Source organism: Pseudomonas sp. 05N431 (assembly GCF_056397005.1).
Window position 1 is genome coordinate 560144 of sequence record NZ_JBFTMN010000001.1, and the last position, 17212, is coordinate 577355.

18 protein-coding genes and 1 tRNA gene are annotated in these 17212 nt (G+C 58.2%); 13 read left to right on the forward strand and 6 right to left on the reverse strand.

Going from position 1 to position 17212, the window contains the following annotated elements:
• Positions 1–151: 151 nt before the first annotated feature.
• Positions 152–355 (forward strand): helix-turn-helix domain-containing protein, encoded by a 204-nt coding sequence (locus tag AC1DIG_RS02535; RefSeq protein WP_154909240.1) that lies wholly within the window; start codon positions 152–154, stop codon positions 353–355.
• A 615-nt stretch (positions 356–970) separates the two neighbouring features.
• Here the strand turns inward: AC1DIG_RS02535 and AC1DIG_RS02540 are convergent.
• Positions 971–1044, reverse strand: a tRNA-Cys gene (locus AC1DIG_RS02540).
• Between the two features lie 473 nt (positions 1045–1517).
• On the opposite strand from AC1DIG_RS02540, the gene AC1DIG_RS02545 reads away from it, so the two are divergent.
• Complete coding sequence (locus AC1DIG_RS02545; protein WP_477765998.1) at positions 1518–2192, forward strand: DUF3313 domain-containing protein; 675 nt, start codon at positions 1518–1520, stop codon at positions 2190–2192.
• 48 nt (positions 2193–2240) lie between these two features.
• Here the strand turns inward: AC1DIG_RS02545 and AC1DIG_RS02550 are convergent, their stop codons facing one another.
• The 4 genes from AC1DIG_RS02550 to AC1DIG_RS02565 all read right to left on the reverse strand — a co-directional run bounded on the left by AC1DIG_RS02550 (position 2241) and on the right by AC1DIG_RS02565 (position 6318).
• Positions 2241–3587 (reverse strand): glutamine synthetase family protein, encoded by a 1347-nt coding sequence (locus AC1DIG_RS02550; RefSeq protein ID WP_477765999.1) that lies wholly within the window; start codon positions 3585–3587, stop codon positions 2241–2243.
• 23 nt (positions 3588–3610) lie between these two features.
• Positions 3611–4168, reverse strand: a complete 558-nt coding sequence (locus AC1DIG_RS02555) for a helix-turn-helix domain-containing protein (RefSeq protein WP_019689871.1) — start codon at positions 4166–4168, stop codon at positions 3611–3613.
• 25 nt (positions 4169–4193) lie between these two features.
• Entirely contained in the window at positions 4194–5483 is a 1290-nt protein-coding gene (locus AC1DIG_RS02560) for an NAD(P)/FAD-dependent oxidoreductase (RefSeq protein WP_477766000.1), read from the reverse strand.
• Between the two features lie 310 nt (positions 5484–5793).
• The gene (locus AC1DIG_RS02565) at positions 5794–6318 is read right to left on the reverse strand and encodes a cupin domain-containing protein (RefSeq protein ID WP_477766001.1); all 525 of its coding nucleotides are present in this window, start codon (positions 6316–6318) and stop codon (positions 5794–5796) included.
• 212 nt (positions 6319–6530) lie between these two features.
• Between AC1DIG_RS02565 and AC1DIG_RS02570 the strand changes: the two genes are divergently transcribed.
• The 6 genes from AC1DIG_RS02570 to AC1DIG_RS02595 all read left to right on the forward strand — a co-directional run bounded on the left by AC1DIG_RS02570 (position 6531) and on the right by AC1DIG_RS02595 (position 12226).
• Entirely contained in the window at positions 6531–8072 is a 1542-nt protein-coding gene (locus AC1DIG_RS02570; protein WP_477766002.1) for an FAD-dependent oxidoreductase, read from the forward strand.
• Positions 8073–8375: 303 nt separating this feature from the next.
• On the forward strand, positions 8376–8564 hold the full coding sequence (locus AC1DIG_RS02575; RefSeq protein WP_477766003.1) for a DUF1843 domain-containing protein: 189 nt from the start codon (positions 8376–8378) through the stop codon (positions 8562–8564).
• A 40-nt stretch (positions 8565–8604) separates the two neighbouring features.
• Entirely contained in the window at positions 8605–9237 is a 633-nt protein-coding gene (locus tag AC1DIG_RS02580; protein WP_477766004.1) for a DUF1842 domain-containing protein, read from the forward strand.
• 53 nt (positions 9238–9290) lie between these two features.
• Positions 9291–9869, forward strand: a complete 579-nt coding sequence (locus tag AC1DIG_RS02585) for a DUF1842 domain-containing protein (RefSeq protein ID WP_477766005.1) — start codon at positions 9291–9293, stop codon at positions 9867–9869.
• Between the two features lie 261 nt (positions 9870–10130).
• Entirely contained in the window at positions 10131–11594 is a 1464-nt protein-coding gene (locus AC1DIG_RS02590; RefSeq protein ID WP_477766006.1) for a GDL motif peptide-associated radical SAM/SPASM maturase, read from the forward strand.
• Between the two features lie 218 nt (positions 11595–11812).
• Positions 11813–12226, forward strand: a complete 414-nt coding sequence (locus AC1DIG_RS02595) for a VOC family protein (RefSeq protein ID WP_019689867.1) — start codon at positions 11813–11815, stop codon at positions 12224–12226.
• Between the two features lie 48 nt (positions 12227–12274).
• Here AC1DIG_RS02595 and AC1DIG_RS02600 read toward each other — a convergent pair whose 3' ends face one another.
• Entirely contained in the window at positions 12275–13297 is a 1023-nt protein-coding gene (locus AC1DIG_RS02600; protein ID WP_477766007.1) for an AraC family transcriptional regulator, read from the reverse strand.
• A 133-nt stretch (positions 13298–13430) separates the two neighbouring features.
• On the opposite strand from AC1DIG_RS02600, the gene AC1DIG_RS02605 reads away from it, so the two are divergent.
• From AC1DIG_RS02605 to AC1DIG_RS02625, 5 genes are all read left to right on the forward strand, one after another.
• A complete protein-coding gene (locus AC1DIG_RS02605) occupies positions 13431–14615 on the forward strand; it encodes an acetyl-CoA C-acyltransferase family protein (RefSeq protein ID WP_477766008.1) in 1185 nt (394 codons plus the stop codon).
• 16 nt (positions 14616–14631) lie between these two features.
• Positions 14632–15483, forward strand: a complete 852-nt coding sequence (locus tag AC1DIG_RS02610; RefSeq protein WP_477766009.1) for a 3-hydroxybutyryl-CoA dehydrogenase — start codon at positions 14632–14634, stop codon at positions 15481–15483.
• Positions 15470–16123, forward strand: coding sequence for a TetR/AcrR family transcriptional regulator (locus AC1DIG_RS02615; protein WP_477766077.1), 654 nt, complete (start codon positions 15470–15472; stop codon positions 16121–16123). Before AC1DIG_RS02610 ends, AC1DIG_RS02615 begins: the two co-directional genes overlap by 14 nt.
• A 28-nt stretch (positions 16124–16151) precedes the next feature.
• On the forward strand, positions 16152–16865 hold the full coding sequence (locus AC1DIG_RS02620) for an SOS response-associated peptidase family protein (RefSeq protein ID WP_477766010.1): 714 nt from the start codon (positions 16152–16154) through the stop codon (positions 16863–16865).
• A gap of 91 nt (positions 16866–16956) precedes the next feature.
• On the forward strand, positions 16957–17157 hold the full coding sequence (locus AC1DIG_RS02625) for a hypothetical protein (protein ID WP_024264678.1): 201 nt from the start codon (positions 16957–16959) through the stop codon (positions 17155–17157).
• Positions 17158–17212: the final 55 nt, after the last annotated feature.

The window sequence follows — 17212 nt, forward strand, 5'->3', positions numbered from 1 at the left end:
TTCCTTAAATTGACAACCTGTCAATAGACAATCCAAACAAATACGACGAACGGTCGTTGACCTCTCCACAGAAAACAATGAGCATGTATTGACACCAGACAGCCCCAGGACGTGCGAAAGGTGAAACCTATTGATCTTAAAGGGTATTTTTATGCGTTTGCCACAAAATAGCGATTACGTCCCGGCTAAAGAAGCTGCCGCAATTCTCGGCCTTTCTCCTGAGACCCTTCGCTTTTGGCGGTACACCGGCAAGTACAAAGACATGCTGCCACCATTTATGCACATCAGCCGGCAGATCTTTTACAAAAAAGCTGATGTAGAGCGATTTTCCGAAATGAGCATGACCGCCGCCTAACACCAGCCTGGTGTTTTACTCGCGGTAGAAAATAAGGCGCACCGTCTTTGGTTGAGACGGTGCGCCTTTTCTTTTGAGCCATCACCTCTCCCACATCATCACCAAAGATCCACTTGAAAGCTGCTTGGGAGCTGCTCGCTTGCCAATTGAGAGTGGCGATCAATCAGGAGCTTCTGTGGCTGGGTGAGCTGAGGTGGGCGGTGCGTAGCTTGCTGGAGATTGGACTTTTGAGCGCTGCGGCTCCCAAATAGCTCCCAAGCACTGACCTGTATGGACGTGGAAGATATTTTACAGAGATGAAATCGCTTCAACCGTATGATTTAATTGAGGTTTTTCTTGATCTTGGTAACGCGGAGGGATGATGGGGGTTGACCCCCGAGGGATTTTAAGTCCCATGCGTCTACCAGTTTCGCCATTCGGGCGGTAGCGCGGTGAAGCGTTCAAGAACGATCGAATTAACGATCAATCCTTTTTGGTGCGGTGCAGCAGGGGAAGAAATATATACACCCCTTCCCCGCTAAGCAAGTTCGCTGACGTCAAATTCAAGACAAAATCTTGCCGTCTACTGCAAATAAAAAAGCTCCGTAAATCAGTGATCTACGGAGCTATTTATAGTGGAGGCCGAGGTCGGAATCGAACCGGCGTAGGCGGATTTGCAATCCGCTGCATAACCATTTTGCTACTCGGCCCCAAACGTCCGATGCCTTAAAAACAACATCAAACGCATACAAACTGAAGAGGGAAACTGGATTGTTATCTGTTTCCAACCCTTTGATATCTAAAGGGTTTTTCTCGTTCCTGAATCAGGAATGGACGCAATTCTGGACGTGTTCGCCGGGCATGTCAAGGACAGGAAGAAAAAATTTCTATAGCACGCTACCGAGTGCATTCCACAATCAGGCAGACGATGTCACGGGCAATGCGTCCACGAGCATCACTACTGGATATTTCGCCATTCGTACCTACGCTAATTCGCGAGGGATCCAGGCTTCTGGCGGGGGTGATTGAGTAACGCACAAAATCGGTATGGATAACGCCGGCCTCAGCAATACCGGCGCTGCCACCCGGGTGCGAAAACCATCAATTATCAACCGTTGCCCGACGGGTTCGAGCCAAGTACAAGGCGACCCGAATAAAACGTCTCAATCCATGGAGTAAAAACATGAACCTGTCCAGAAACCTGCTTATCGGTGTTGCCTTGACCGGCCTGCTGCTCGGCGGCTGCACCTCAAAAGTGACACAGAAGGAACAATACTCGGGGTTTCTTTCCAACTACAGCAACCTGCAAGAAGTCACCACACCCAGTGGCGAGAAAGCCATGCGTTGGGTGACGCCTTCCTGGAACCCGAACGCTTACAACACGGTGGCCTTCAAGCAACTGGAACTGTACCCGGCCCCCAAGCCCAATGAGCGTGTCAACCGCCAGACGCTGGATCAGCTGCAAACCTACATGACGGACAGTGCCAAGAGCACACTCAGCCAGAAGTACCGTGTAGTGCCAAACGTTCAGTCGGCCCCTGCCGGTTCGCGAGTCCTGATCGTACGCGCCGCGATTACCGGGGTCACGGCCTCTAACGAGGGTATGAAATGGTATGAAGTAGTTCCGGTCGCAGCTGCGATAGGCGCGACTCAGGCGGCCACCGGTCACCGCGACCAAGACACCGAGTTGTACATCGAAGCGGAGATGATCGATGCGAGCAACGGCCAAACCGTGGCTAAAGTCGCTCGCAAGGTCTTCGGTGAACAGTTGAAGAATACAAGCCAGCAGGTGACTGCCAACGATTTCAAGGCGGCACTGAAGAAACTGACCAGCGACATGCAGGCATTCCTTCGATAACAACAGGGTAAAACGCCGACGCAGTTCGCGGGACTGAGTCGGCGGTTGTTACAGATACCAGCGGTACTCGCGCGCGCTGATCTCCTGCATGAAGGCCAGGTGGTCCTGGCGCTTGTTCTCGCAGTACACATCAACAAACTCCGCACCCAACCCTTCACGAAGTTGTGGCTGATGCTGCATCGCGCGCACGGCTTCGAGCATTTCCAGCGGGAAATCGATCCCGCTGTTGCGGTCTTCATTGAGCGCTGCGATCGGCTCGCGACCGGCTTCCAGCCCCTGTTCCAATCCCACCAGAATCGCTGCCAGCACGAGATAAGGGTTGGCATCTGCGCCCGCCAGGCGATGCTCGATGCGCAGATTTTTCGAATCCGAATCAGGAATCCGCACGCACGCATCGCGATCCTCGAAACCCCAACTGGCACGTGTCGCCGCGTTCACCGTACCGCCCAAACGACGGAAGGCGTTCTGGTTCGGCGCGAAGATCGGCATGCAATGCGGCAACAGTTCCAGGCAGCCGGCCACCGCATGCCGCAGTGTTTGCTGCTGGTTGGCGGCCAGCAGGTTTTTACCCTCGGCATCATAGAGGCTGACATGCACATGCATGCCGCTGCCCGGATGCTGCAAGTAAGGCTTGGCCATGAAGCTGGCGCGGTAACCGTGCTTGAGTGCGACGCCACGGGTGCTACGGCAAAACAGTGCCGCCCAGTCAGCAGCGCGCAGGCCGTCATCAAGGTGGCCGAAATTGATCTCGAACTGGCCCGGCCCAAGTTCGGCAGTGATCACCGTGGTATCGATGCCTTGCGCCCTCGCCGCTTCGACCATTTCATCGAGCACCGGTGAAAAGCGCGACAGCCGCTCGATGTGCATGTTCGGCTGGTCATCCGCATCGTCCGACAGCTGATCGCGCGGGAACTGCGGCTGCCCGTCGCGCAGCTGTTTATCGAACAGATAGAACTCCAGCTCGAACGCCACCACCGGATGAATGCCTTTACCACGCAACCGCTCCAGCACTTGCGCGAGGACTTCGCGGGGCTCGAAGACGATTGGCTTCTCGGTGCCATCCGAGGTGATCAGCATCTGCCCCAGTGGCTTGGATTCCCAGCTCACCGGCTTGAGCGTGCCTGGCACCAGGCGCCGCAGAGCATCCGGGTCGCCGTCGTTAAAACAGTAGTCGCCGATCTTGAACAACCCACCCTGCACGCCCAGTAACACACAGTTCTGCGGCAGCTTGAGAGCGCTGCCGGCAGCCACCTTTTCGAGCATCTCTATCGGATAACGCTTGCCGTAGAAATGCCCGGGAATGTCCAGGGAAATCAGGTCGACATAGCGCACCTCGGGGTAGCGTTGGCGAAAAGCACGCACTTCGGCCAGCAGATCAGAGCAGGCAGCATCCATCATCGTTGTTCCTTTTATTGTTATCAGGTGTAAACCCAAAGCACTCGCGTGAGCTGGTCGGTGAGGTTGCCGTAGCGACAGCGCGTGTGGCTGTCGAGCTGAAAACTGTCGCCGGCCTGCAAGGTGACCGGCTCGTCGTCATCGCCCAACCACAGCGTCAATGCGCCTTCCAGCACGTAGCCGCCCTGCTCCGAGCTGTCGCTCAAGTGCCGCTCGCCACTGCTGGCGCCGGCCTCCAGCTGGCTTTCGAGCATCGAGAACGAGGCCCTGATCTTCGGCGAGACCAGAATGTCGGTAATCCCGTTGGCGTAGTACAACGTGCGGCGCTCATCCGGCCGAGTCACCCAAGGCAACACCTTGGGTTTCGGCAGGCTGTAAAAATAGGTGGTTGGCACGCCGAGGGTTTCGCTGATGGCGGTCAGGTCCGCCACGGTCGGCCGTGACAAGCCACGTTCGACTTGCGAAAGAAAGCCCACGGAACGGTCGATTTTGTCGGCCAATTCCTTGAGGGTGTATTTCTTGTGCTTGCGCAGATCGTGGATCAGGATCGCCAGCGCGGCGATTTCTTCTTGCTTGTTCATGCCAGTAATTCCGGAAGATGACTCATCAAAGGCTGTCACGCAGTCGGTACCAGGCCTTGCCGATTGCTTCCAATGGCGCTGCCAGGTATTTACCGCCGGGAAAGCTGTCATTACGCAACCCCTGGTACAAGGCCAGCTCGTCCGGCTGACCGAGAATCGCATCGGACACGGCACGAGCCCCTGCCAATGTCGGAAGCACGCCATGCCCGGAATAGCCCTGCAGCCAGTAGAGGTCGCCGCGCCGGCCAATGTCAGGGGTGCGCTTGAGGGTCAGGTCGATATGCCCTCCCCAGGCAAACTCCAGCTCGACACCTTTGAGCTGCGGGAAGACTCGTTCCAGATAGGGCCGTGTCGCGGCGGCGATGTCTTTGGGCATCCCGCCCAGATAGGTGCAGCCGCCACCGAACAACAAGCGGTTATCCGGTGTGCGACGGAAATAATCGAGGACGAACTGGTTGTCGGTGACACAGACATTACTCGGCAGCAGCGCGCTGGCTTGCTCGGCAGTCAGCGGCGCGGTGGCCACCTGATAAGTGCCCACCGGCAACACGCAACTGGCAAGTGTAGGATCGAGTTGATCAAGATAGGCATTGCACGCCAGCACCAGGACATTTGCCCGAATGCTCCCGCGCTCGGTAGTCACCAGGTACTGATCGCCGTCTTCGCGATAGCTCAGTGCTTTGCTTTGCTCAAAGATGCAGCCGCCAGCACGTTCGATGGCTGCGGCCAGACCCAGCGCCAGCTTCAATGGATTCAGATGCCCGCCTTCGGGGTCATAGAGACCGGCCTGATAACGCTCGCTGGCGACCCACTGCGGTAGCTGCTCACGCGTTATGAATTGCAGGCCATCGTGGCCCCACTTGTGACTGGCCTCACGTTGCCACTCGGTCAGGAGACTGACCCGACGCGGCATGACCGACGTCCACAAGTGGCCGGGTCGATAATCGCAGTCGAAACCATGGCGCGCAGGCAACTCGCGCAGCTCCTGCGCTGCCCAGCGCATGCCGTCCCACAAGCGCCGCGCGCGTTCATAACCCAGCGCAGCTTCCAGGGGCGGCATGTCACACGACCAACCGAGAATCGCCTGCCCACCATTACGCCCTGAGGCCGCCCAGGCAACACGACTGGCTTCCAGCACCGTCACGCGCTTGCCAGCCAAGGCCAGGCGCAAAGCGGTATGCAAGCCACTGAAACCGGCACCGATGATCAGCACCTCGGCAGTGTGTTCACCTTCCAATGCGGCTCGGTTCAGCAGGCGATCCGCGCAACTGTAGGCGTAATAGCTGGCGACGTGCTGCGAGGACTGCTGAAACATTCAGGGCACCCATGAAATTATGTTTTTATAATTTCATGAAAAACTACAGAATAAATTTCACGAGCGCAACATCCAGCCTCTTTCTTGCGAGCCGGATGGGCGCGGGAAAAGCGCCCCGAAATTAGCGCCAGCACGCGATCCGTAGCAGCTGTCGAGCCTGCGAGGCTGCGTTCGAGTGCGCAGCACTCGTAAAATCATGCAACACGGTCTACCAGATCGACCGTGGAGGCAGGGTTTACGACTGCTACGCAGCCGAACGCAGCCTCGCAGGCTCGACAGCTGCTACGGAGTGCGTGCTGGTCTTACTGTTTTATTCTCGCGCCAGCCGCTCAAACAGCGCCGAATACTCTGGAAACAGCTCGCTGAGCCCGCGCCGACTCCCCAATTGCATATCCGCGAAATCAAACCCTGGCGAAACGGCTTCACTGATCAGGCCGTAAGCGGTCGGTCCAGCCATGAGCTGCGAAGCCTTCCAGACACCGCCCGGCACATGCAATTGCAGGCACTGCCCGGCAATGACGTCATTGCCCATTTCCACGGTTTTCAAAGTGCCGTCCGGGTAAATGAGGAAGTACTGAATCGCATCGCCCAGATGGTAGTAGTGAACGATGTCGGATCGGTTCAAATGAAAGTGGCCGACGGGAGACGTGCCCGTCAGCAGGTAATAGATCGAGGTCATTGCATAACGCCGACCACCTGCGGTCTCGACCATGGGCTGGTGATCAGACTGAAAGGTCCTGCGGTAATAACCGCCTTCCACATGGGGTTCCAGGTCGAGTGCGGCGACGATGTCCTGGGCGCTGGGAGTGTGTGTGCCGTGTTTGCTATCCGTCATGTTAAAGGCCATCAGTCAGGTGGAGTCGCGACAGTTTGCATAGCGTGTAACGCAGCGCAAGCGTTCCTTGGAGCGGCTATCGAGGGTGCCGATGGGCAATCGATTTCACTGCTTTACTGTAAGGGTCGAGCCTGCCAGACGGGGTCGCAGTTTCACTAACGCTCCCCCGCCACTGCCGGCGCCAACGGAAAATCCCGCCCCGGAGAGTTGTCATGTCCCTGCACAACGTCGCCCGCTTTACCGACCTTCGTGAAGACCGTGGTACTCGTGTAGAAATCGGCTCGCTGAAGATTGTGCTGTTGCGGGCCGGCGAACAGGTCTACGCCTATCAGGGCGAATGTCCGCACGCGCAGGCTCCACTGGACGAAGGCGTTGTCTGCAATGGTCGGCTGATTTGCCCGTGGCACAAGGCGATGTTCACGGTCGAGGATGGTCAAGTGTGCGAACCGCCAGCCCTGAGTGGACTGATCCGCTATCCGGTCAACGTGGTCGATGGCGACGTATACGTGGACGACCAGCCCCTTGCGCCCCTCGAAGCAGTTCGTGCCCCTGATTCACGCTGCTTCGTGATCGTTGGTGCAGGCGCTGCGGGCACAGCGGCAACAGCCGCCCTGCGTGAACACGGCTTTACCGGGCGCCTGGTGTTGATCGATCGCGAAACGGACCCTGGCTATGACCGCACCGTACTGAGCAAATACGTGCTTGCCGGGGAAATGTCCGCTGAAGAAACCCCACCGCTGCTGGATGAACGCTTTTACAACGAACAGCACATCGAGCGTGTTCAAGGTGAAGTCATCCGTCTCGATGTAGCCGCCAAAAGGGTTTCCCTGGCTGACGGGCGCACCTTCGACTACGACGCCGCGCTCCTGGCCACTGGCGGCGAACCCAGGCCGTTGTCGGTAGACGGTGCGCATCTGCACAACATCCTGGCGCTACGTTCGCGAGCGGACGCCGAGCGCATTCTGCACATCACAAAACCCGGTGCCCGGGTGGTCATCATCGGTGCCAGCTTCATCGGCCTGGAGTCAGCATCGGCCTTACGCCGCCATGGTCTGGAAGTCAGTGTGGTCGCGCACCATGAAACACCGTTCAGTACGCTGTTCGGTGAGCGCATCGGCATGGCGATTTTGTCCCTGCACGAAGACAACGGTGTGGTCTTTCATGCCAATACCCAGCCGAAGGCGTTCGAGGGCCAGGACAATGTCGAGGCCGTTCTGCTCGAGAATGGCCAACGACTTCCCACCGACCTGGTGCTGATCGGCATCGGCGTCAACCCGGTCACCGACCTGCTCGAAGGTGTTGAGCTGGACGATGACGGCGGGCTGCCGGTAAACGAAGGCATGCGCGCTGCGCCTGGCCTGTGGGCCGCCGGCGACATCGCCGCCTTTACATTGCAAGGTTTCCCCACACGCATCGAGCACTGGCGCCTGGCCCAGCAGCAGGCGCGGATCGCCGCGCAAAACATGCTGGGCGCTGATACACACTATGTGGATGTGCCGTTCTTCTGGACGTATCACTTCGACAAGACTTTCGAGATGCTCGGTCACGCCGACCAATGGGACCGGATCGTCTTCGAAGGCAACCCCGAGCAATACGCTTTCATCGCGCTGCTGTGCAAGGGCGAACAGGTCGAGGCGGTGGTCGCCTGCGAGTACTCGCAGCAAATGGCGTTGCTGGCCGAGCGGATGAAACAGCCGTTGCTGCGCGAAGAAGCCTTGCAGATCATTCGACGAATCGCCGCTCAGGAAGGCTGAACAGTCACAATTAAACGACGCTCTTATTGGAACTATCGTACTTAATTACCCGTAAATTAAACAATCACACATATTCATTATCAATGGCGATAAGAACTCGACCTGCTTATGAGAAAAGAACCCAGCACACTTCCCCTCATCGCCAATCCTGATAACAAACGGCCAACTCCCTAACACGTCGCTATTAATAAAATATTTATAAGCCGTACTAGCCCATTGCCCATTGCATATTTATCAACCCCTGCTTAACTGCAAAAACTGCTGATGACAGCAGTGTCCACAAACACCACGGAAGGGATCGATATGAGCACCTCAACTCGTCACCCAATCCCCCCTTACGGGGTCGCGATTCAAAGCGCGATCTCGGAAGGCAAGCTGCCGCAAATGAAAGCTTTATTGAAACAACGCGATGCATCCAAGCCAGAAGCCAAAGAGCTAAGTGCCGCTTACGAGAAGTTGGCTAAGGAAGTCGCACGCCTGGAACAGCACTAACTGCTGTTTCCGTTCCCCTATTGCAATGGAGGCAATAATTATGTCTGGTTCTTCTCAACAATCTGTCGGTTTATTCCCACTCTGCTATCAAATTGGTACTTCGGCACCAGGCGCACAAAACCTGGCGCTCAATCTGCTGGTGTTTACACCCGAGCAAACTGTCAGTGGGACCGCCGCAATCACTCAGGCAACCAACCCGCCGCTGGATGTGCATTCCGATGTCTGGGGTGAATACACCTACATGACGGTGATGAAACCCGGCGTCAGCAAAATCCTGATCACCGTTCAAGGCAACCAAGGTGGCCCAGGCTCGAACTCCATCGTGAATTTCAAGCTGCATCTGGTGGTCGGTAGCGACTGGAAAGCAGGGGTCGCCAACTACGAGTACTTCAATGGTCAGCGCTGGGTCAAGGTCAATGCGCCCGCCCATCTCGTCGAGTCGGTGCCTTCCAGGGCCTACCCACTGCCATTGGAACCGGGCCCGGTAATCCTGCCGTATCCGCCGATCATGCCGCTGTACGCCGCACCGATTCAGAGTGCCATTGCCAGCGGTGACCTGGCCCAGATGAAAAATCTGGCGAGCCTTGCCAAACAACAACTGGACCAGCAACCACAGCTGCAAAGTGCGCTTGAGGCGGCCAAGGGTGAAATCAGCAGGCTGGAACGCCGCTGACCGGCAACTGAATGTGCCTGGCTTGTCCTGAATACAATTAAGGGAGTTGCACCATGTCAATTGGACTTTTTCACACGCGCCTCAACGTTTCCAGCTCACTACTCGGCGCACCGGTTTTAACCCTGGATCTGCTGGTGGATACCGTCAACAAGAAAGTCAGCGGTATTGCGAGCATTTTTCAAAGCACCTATCCCCCCCTCAACTTCCGTGCCCGGGTATGGGGTGAGTATTCCGAGGCCAAGCTGACCGCCGATACGGAAAACCACATCATCCTTACTCTGGATGGCAGCCCGAGCGGCCCTAACAGCAATATCGCCCAGACCTTCGATCTACGGGGCATTCTAGGCGCCGATTGGGCCAGCGGTTTTGCCGACTACAAGTACTACGATCAGGACCACTGGACGACAGTCAGACACGCGGCTGTCAGCCAGGCCCCGGCTCAGCACCCGGAGCATCCGTCACATGCGCACCCGCTCTACGCCGTCGCGGTACAGCAAGCGCAAGCCAGCGGTGACCTGGCGCAACTGAAAACCGTGGTGAGCCAGGGCGAACAGCAACTGGCCAACAGCGGCGCGTTGCGCAGTGCGCTGGAACAGTTGCAGGCAGAAATCGCCCGACTGGAAGCACGCTAACCGGCAATGCCCGGGCTTGGTCACTTAAAAAGTGGCCGCGCCTGGGTATCCCTGTGGGAGCGGGCTTGCCCGCGAAAGCGGTGTGCCAGGCGACATCAATGATGACTGTGCCGCCGTCTTCGCGGGCAAGCCCGCTCCCACAGGTTCTGCGCCCGTTGGCCAACAACAAAAGGTAAATCCACTCGCGCCGTTGATGCTATGGAAGGCGCGAACACTTCGATGGATTCGTGCCGCGTACGTGTCTGTGCGCAAGGATTTTCCATGTCAGACAATCGCCCCGCCCGCTACCTCAGTGAAACCGACCTCAAACGTTACGTGCCGGTCCATGTGGTCTGGGAAATCACCCTGGCCTGCGATCTCAAATGCCTGCATTGCGGCTCACGCGCAGGCCATCGACGCCCCGATGAACTGAACACCCGGGAATGCCTGGATGTCATCGACTCCCTCGCGGCTCTCGGCACCCGCGAGATCACCTTGATCGGCGGTGAAGCCTATTTGCGCAAGGACTGGACTCAACTGATCCAGGCGATCCACGATCACGGCATGTATTGCGCGATACAAACCGGTGGACGCAACCTGACGCCGGCAAAAATGCAGGCCGCGGTTGATGCCGGGCTCAATGGCGTCGGTGTTTCGCTGGATGGACTGGCCCCATTGCATGACGCCGTGCGCAACGTTCCGGGCTCGTTCGACAAGGCTATCGATACCCTGCGACGCGCCAAACAGTCGGGGCTTGCGGTGAGCGTCAACACCCAGATCGGTGCAGCCACCCTGCCCGATCTGCCCGAACTGATGGACCTGATCATCGAACTCGGCGCCACCCACTGGCAGATCCAGCTGACGGTCGCCATGGGCAATGCCGTCGACCACCCAGAGTTGCTGTTGCAGCCCTATCAACTGCTTGAAGTGATGCCGTTGCTGGCGCGTCTCTACCGCGAGGGTGTCGATCGCGGCCTGCTGATGAACGTGGGCAACAATATTGGTTACTACGGCCCTTACGAGCATATGTGGCGTGGTTTTGGCGACGAGCGCGTGCACTGGAGCGGCTGCGCTGCCGGGCAAACCGTGCTGGCACTCGAAGCCGACGGCACCGTCAAAGGCTGCCCGTCATTGGCAACGGTGGGCTTTTCGGGCGGTAACGTGCGCAACATGAGCCTGCACGATATCTGGCACTACAGCGAAGGCATGCACTTTGGCCGCCTGCGCGGTGTCGAGGATCTGTGGGGCTACTGCCGAAGCTGCTACTACAACGATGTCTGCCGTGGCGGCTGTACCTGGACGTCGCACTCCTTGCTCGGCAAACCCGGCAACAACCCCTACTGTCATTACCGCGCGCTGGACCTGCAAAAAAAGGGACTGCGCGAACGAATCGTCAAACTCGAGGATGCCGCGAAAACCTCCTTCGCCGTCGGACGTTTTGACCTGATTACCGAACGCATCGACACCGGCGAGAAGGTCAACAGCGTCAGCGACAGTGGCCAGGTGATCAAACTGGCCTGGGCGAACCAGGGCCAGAAGTCGCCTGACGAAGGCCGTATTCCGCCACAACTGGCGCTGTGTCGGGGCTGCTTGCAGTACATCCATGCACACGAAGTGATCTGTCCTCACTGCGCCGCCGATGTCGCCGCCGCAGAAGCCGAGCACCAGGTCAACCGCGCCCGGCAACAAACCATTATCAATACGCTGACCGGCCTGCTGGGGTTGCCGCAAAACAACTTGATGTAGCGAGGCCTCGATACCAGGGGGCGGGTTGCCCCCTGCGATTTTTTTACCGCCGGTAATAACGCTCACCCACAGCAAACAAAATCATCTAAAAAAACCACACCTGTCAGCCATAATTAGCACCCTGCTACTCGATAGCTGAACGTCTTTCCCATGGTTTTACCCACGCGGGCACGCTGGAACCAATAGTGCCCTTTCCCTCTGCGTTCCTGGAGCTGACGATGAAAATCAATCCCTACCTGATCTTCAACGGTGATTGCAAAGCAGCCTTCACGTTCTACGCCCAATGCCTGCAAGGCACCCTTGAAATGATGATGACCTTCGGCGAATCGCCGGCTCGTGATCAAATTCCGGCGAGTAGCCATGACCTGATCATGCATACCCGGCTGGTGGTCGGCGACCAGGTCCTCATGGGGTCCGACACCACACCTGAGCGGCCCTACCACGGCATCAGCGGTTGCTCTGTTTCGCTGAATGTCACCAGCATCGCTGAAGCCGAGCGAATTTTTACCGCGCTGGCGGACCGGGGCACCATTCAAATGCCGCTGGAGGCGACGTTCTGGGCCGCACGCTTCGGCATGCTGGTTGACCGTTTCGGAGTGCCATGGATGGTCAATTGCGAAGCAGACAAGTAAGCGTGCTGATAACGCCACTCGATGAGTGGCGTTTTAGCCGGGTACACATCAAGCATCGAGGCGCTTGCCCTGAAACCTCGCCCGGTAACGCCCCGGACTCTCACCGGTCCATTTCTTGAACGCCCGATGGAACGCGCTGGGCTCCTGAAACCCGATCTGCTCGGCAATCGCGGTGATGCTCGATTGGGTTTGGCGCAATTGTTCAAAGGCAACACCGCGGCGTACTTCGTCCTTGATCTCCTGAAATGAACAGCCTTCACGCTCCAGTTTTCGGCGAACGGTGCTGGGGCTCAAATGCTGTTCGAGCGCAAACGCCTCCAGGGTCGGCCATTGGCTGTAATGGCTGTTGCGCAAACGCTGATGAACCTGCGAGGCCAAGCCATGCTGGTTACGGAAACGAATCACCAGCCACTGCGGCGCACTGCGCAAAAATGCCTTGAGCGAAGCAAGGTCCTGTACCACCGGCAATTGCAGATAACGGCTGTCGAACTCGATCTCGGTGCGCTCGGCGCCAAAGGTCAGGTTGGCACCCCAGAGCATTGAATCATCATTGAGCGACAACCGCTCATGACGAAAGTCTGCACGATCGATGGGAATGCGCCGCCCGCCCAGCCAGCACAGCAGACTGATCATCAACACCAGAAACGTCTCCTCACCGAAATGCGCGACGTCGCTGTTTTGCGCCTGAGTCTGCAAGCTGATGACTGCACGCTTGCCACGCACCGTTAACGTGCCGCGAAAATCCCGCAGGAACAGGCCGAAATTGGCCAGGCACTGACGCATGGCTTTTTCCAGTGTCGGCTCCTGAATCAATGCCCGACAGATCAAGGCGAAACTGCCTGGCGGCATGCCATGGGAGTCCAGCTGAAAAAACTCGTCATTCAGCTCACGAATCTGCACCAGCCATAACGCCGCAAAAGCCGTGGCCGGCACCCGTGCCGTAGGCTGATCCATCAGTGCCGGATCGATTCCCACCTGCTCGAGTACCGACCGCAGGCGCTGCGGATTTTCACGCAGGGCATGGATCATTGGATACATGAAATAGACCGCCACCGAATCCGTATCCCGCATGTGATCGTCTCTCTCCTCATCATCTGAAAGTGGCAAAAAACGCCATCACCGTTGAACAGTTCCGGCATAGGCCAGCGGCGTTGCTGATTCTAGACTCGTGACCAACAAAAAAGACCTCTTTCAGGAAACCCACATGAACCCTTCCGATATTTTTGTTGTGAGCGCGGTCCGTTCTGCCATCGGCAGTTTTGGCGGTTCACTCAAGGATGTACCACCTATCCAGTTGGCAACCGACGTGTGCCGCGCAGCCATTGAACGTTCAGGCCTGGCGCCCGAGCACATCGGCCATGCGGTGATGGGGCATGTGATTCCGACGGAGGCACGCGACGCCTACATTTCACGGGCCGTGGCGATGAATGCCGGCCTGCCGAAAGAGACCCCGGCCTTCAACGTCAACCGCCTCTGCGGTTCGGGTCTGCAGGCGATTGTCAGTGCGGCACAAAGTCTGATGCTCGGTGATGCATCTGCCGTGCTGGCCGGTGGTGTCGAGTCCATGAGCCGTGGTGCCTACTTGTTGCCACAGGCGCGCTGGGGGGCACGAATGGGCGACATTCAGGGCATCGACTACATGCTCGGTGCGCTGCAAGACCCGTTTGCCGGCTTCCACATGGGCATCACCGCAGAAAACATCGCCGAGCACTACGGCATCTCCCGTCAGACCCAGGATCAACTGGCGCTGCTCAGCCAGCAGCGTGCCGCCCGGGCGATTGCCGAAGGACGTTTTGCCGGGCAGATCGTGCCGATCGAAGTGGCGAGCCGCAAAGGCACGGTTTCGTTTGCCACGGATGAGCATGTACGGGCAGAGGTCAGCTTCGAGCAATTGAGCGGCATGAAACCCGCGTTCAAAAAAGACGGCAGCGTCACCGCCGGCAACGCCTCTGGCCTCAATGATGGCGCTGGCGCGCTGATCATGGCCACCGGGCAAGTTGTCCAGGAACAAGGCCTCAAGCCGATGGCCCGACTGGTGGGTTATGCCCACGCCGGCGTTGAGCCTTCAATGATGGGCCTGGGTCCGATTCCCGCCACCCGCCTGGTGCTCAAACGCGCCGGCCTGACCGTTGCCGACCTTGATGTGATCGAGTCCAACGAAGCCTTCGCGGCCCAGGCCTGTGCCGTGGCGCAAGAGCTGGGCTTCGATCCCGAGAAGGTTAACCCCAACGGTTCGGGCATCTCCCTGGGCCATCCGGTGGGCGCCACTGGCGCAATCATCGCGACCAAAGCCATTCACGAACTGCATCGGATTCAGGGACGTTATGCCCTGGCGACCATGTGCATTGGCGGCGGCCAAGGCATTGCCGTGCTGTTCGAACGGGTTTGACGGGAAGGACTTGAAGATGAATCTGCAGAACATTGGCGTCATCGGCGCCGGCACCATGGGCAACGGCATTGCGCAAATCTGCGCACTGGCCGGTTTCAACGTGACCTTGCTGGACATCTCCGACAGCGCCCTGCAAAAAGCGCTGGCGACCGTGGGCAAGAACCTCGACCGACAGGTCGCCAAGGCGTCACTGACCGAGGAGCAAAAGCTCGCGGCATTGGACAAGATCCGCACCAGCACCGACTACAGCACCCTGCACAATGTGCAGTTGGTGATCGAGGCCGCAACCGAAAACCTCGAACTGAAACTGCGGGTATTGCAACAGATCGCCGCTCAGGTCAGCGCCGACTGCGTAATCGCCTCCAACACCTCATCGCTGTCGATCACCGAGCTCGCCGCCAGCGTCAGTTCGCCGGCGCGTTTCATCGGCCTGCACTTCTTCAACCCGGTGCCGGTGATGGGGTTGATCGAAGTGATTCGCGGCCTGCAAACCAGCGACGCCACGCACACCCTGGCCCTGGAACTGGCGCAACGCCTGGGCAAGACCGCGATCACCGCCGGTAACCGTCCGGGTTTCGTGGTGAACCGGATTCTGGTGCCGATGATCAACGAAGCGATCCTGGTGTTTCAGGAGGGCCTGGCCAGCGCCGAAGACATCGATGCGGGCATGCGTCTGGGCTGCAACCAGCCGATAGGTCCGTTGGCTCTGGCCGACCTGATTGGCCTGGATACCTTGCTGGCGATCATGCAGGCCTTCTACGACGGCTTCAACGACAGCAAGTACCGCCCCGCTCCGCTGCTCAAGGAAATGGTCGCGGCCGGTTACCTGGGGCGCAAGACCGGCCGAGGTTTCCATACCTATGGCTGAGCGTTGCTCACGCTTTGCCGAGAGCCGGGACAAGGCCCTGGAGCTGTTTGCCAGCAAGGGTTTTGGCCAGGTCGGCATGCGTGAGCTGGCAGCGTTCCTGGGGCTTGCCCCAGGCTCGCTGTACCACCATTACCCGAGCAAGCAGCACTTGCTACTCGACCTCATCGAAGAGTTTTACGAGGAGCTGCTGGCAACCCTCGGACGCATCGAGCGACAGCCGCGAGACCTGCACGGCAGCCTGCACAACGTCATCCATGCACACCTGAACCTGCATCGGGAAATGCCCTGGCATTTTCGCCTGGTGGAGCGCGACAGCGGTTGCCTGAACGAGGATCAGCAAGCGCGTGTTCGGCAGTTGCAGGAGCATTACGAACGGCAATTGCTGATGATCCTCTGCCCCTCGCCCCGATTCAGTGAGCAAGGGCTACTGGCTGCCGGGCACACCATTGCCAGCATGCTCAACAGCGCACCCAGCTGGCTGGCGCTGCACCCGCTGGATGATCGGGAACGCAACGAACTGCTGGAGAACCTGATGACCGGAGCCATTGAGCGTTTGCTGGCCCGTACCTCCCGCGATCTGCCAGCCCTTCAGACAATAGATCCACTCGCGACGCCTCCACCCCCGGCGCGACTCGGCTAAGCTGAAAGCTCCACCGGAGGATTTTCCAATGTGTGGAAGACTTTCGCAGTACCGAGGTATCCACGACTTCGTCGCGGCGCTGAGCATGCCCAATGCCCTGGTCAACACTGTGGGCGACCAGCCTCTGGGTCTGTACAACGTCGCGCCCTCGACCCAGGTCGCGCTCTTCCACCTCGAAGGTGAAACCCTGCACGCTGACCGGGTACGCTGGGGATGGCGACCGGCCTGGTCGAAAGACAACTCTGTGCCGATTAATACCCGAGTCGAGAAAGTCGCACACGGCTCATTCTTCCGGGCGATCTGGCCGCACCGCGCCATCGTACCCATCGATAACTGGTTCGAATGGGTTTATGAAGGCGGCCCAAATAAACAGCCTTACCTTATCCGGCGCCGGGATCGGGCCCCCATACTCTGCGCGGCCATTGGTCAGTACCCTGCGGGTGGCCGGGAACCGAAGAAAGACGATGGCTTTGTGATTTTCACCGCAGACAGTGGAGGTGGCCTGGTCGATCTGCATGATCGGCGACCGGTGGTGCTGTCGCCGGAGTTGGCCCGAGAGTGGCTCAACCTGGCAATGCCCAAGGAGAGCGCCGAGCAGATGGTGCTGCACCAGGGCGAACCTGCTGAAACCTTCGAGTGGTTCAAGGTGGATATGGCGATCGGCAACGTGAAGAACCAGAGACCTGATCTCATCACGCCGATCGGCAAGATCATCAGTGGCAATCACAAAAGCAATGGCTGAGCAGGTGGCGACACCGAGGTTTCTCGACTAGGATTTTCGCGATATGGAAACGCATCGCGCTGTTAGCGAACACTTGGTCTGGGAGACGAAAATGAACCCGATTCGAATGGCCGAGCGGACCTATCGCACTTGGTCCAGCCCGATCCTGCTTGAGCTCAAAGAGAGGGAACATCAGCTGCAACCTTCAGACCGCCAGGCACTTGAAAACGTACTGGTGGAGAGAAGACTTCTGAACACCGGCAACCCTGCCGGCAAGGATCGACGCAAACCTCAGTCGACCGATAACACCTGACAAGAGAGCCCGCTGAAAGCGGGCTCTTTTTTCATTTGCGGCGGCTGGAAGCAAG

Excerpts from the sequence above, each read along its gene's own strand:
- AC1DIG_RS02600 (WP_477766007.1), bottom strand. The coding sequence starts at position 13,297 with ATGCGGGATACGGATTCGGTGGCGGTCTATTTCATGTATCCAATGATC.
- AC1DIG_RS02620 (WP_477766010.1), top strand. The coding sequence starts at position 16,152 with ATGTGTGGAAGACTTTCGCAGTACCGAGGTATCCACGACTTCGTCGCG.
- AC1DIG_RS02605 (WP_477766008.1), top strand. The coding sequence starts at position 13,431 with ATGAACCCTTCCGATATTTTTGTTGTGAGCGCGGTCCGTTCTGCCATC.
- AC1DIG_RS02595 (WP_019689867.1), top strand. The coding sequence starts at position 11,813 with ATGAAAATCAATCCCTACCTGATCTTCAACGGTGATTGCAAAGCAGCC.
- AC1DIG_RS02555 (WP_019689871.1), bottom strand. The coding sequence starts at position 4,168 with ATGAACAAGCAAGAAGAAATCGCCGCGCTGGCGATCCTGATCCACGAT.
- AC1DIG_RS02565 (WP_477766001.1), bottom strand. The coding sequence starts at position 6,318 with ATGACGGATAGCAAACACGGCACACACACTCCCAGCGCCCAGGACATC.
- AC1DIG_RS02560 (WP_477766000.1), bottom strand. The coding sequence starts at position 5,483 with ATGTTTCAGCAGTCCTCGCAGCACGTCGCCAGCTATTACGCCTACAGT.
- AC1DIG_RS02550 (WP_477765999.1), bottom strand. The coding sequence starts at position 3,587 with ATGGATGCTGCCTGCTCTGATCTGCTGGCCGAAGTGCGTGCTTTTCGC.
- AC1DIG_RS02590 (WP_477766006.1), top strand. The coding sequence starts at position 10,131 with ATGTCAGACAATCGCCCCGCCCGCTACCTCAGTGAAACCGACCTCAAA.
- AC1DIG_RS02585 (WP_477766005.1), top strand. The coding sequence starts at position 9,291 with ATGTCAATTGGACTTTTTCACACGCGCCTCAACGTTTCCAGCTCACTA.
- AC1DIG_RS02575 (WP_477766003.1), top strand. The coding sequence starts at position 8,376 with ATGAGCACCTCAACTCGTCACCCAATCCCCCCTTACGGGGTCGCGATT.
- AC1DIG_RS02570 (WP_477766002.1), top strand. The coding sequence starts at position 6,531 with ATGTCCCTGCACAACGTCGCCCGCTTTACCGACCTTCGTGAAGACCGT.
- AC1DIG_RS02625 (WP_024264678.1), top strand. The coding sequence starts at position 16,957 with ATGAACCCGATTCGAATGGCCGAGCGGACCTATCGCACTTGGTCCAGC.
- AC1DIG_RS02535 (WP_154909240.1), top strand. The coding sequence starts at position 152 with ATGCGTTTGCCACAAAATAGCGATTACGTCCCGGCTAAAGAAGCTGCC.
- AC1DIG_RS02610 (WP_477766009.1), top strand. The coding sequence starts at position 14,632 with ATGAATCTGCAGAACATTGGCGTCATCGGCGCCGGCACCATGGGCAAC.
- AC1DIG_RS02545 (WP_477765998.1), top strand. The coding sequence starts at position 1,518 with ATGAACCTGTCCAGAAACCTGCTTATCGGTGTTGCCTTGACCGGCCTG.
- AC1DIG_RS02580 (WP_477766004.1), top strand. The coding sequence starts at position 8,605 with ATGTCTGGTTCTTCTCAACAATCTGTCGGTTTATTCCCACTCTGCTAT.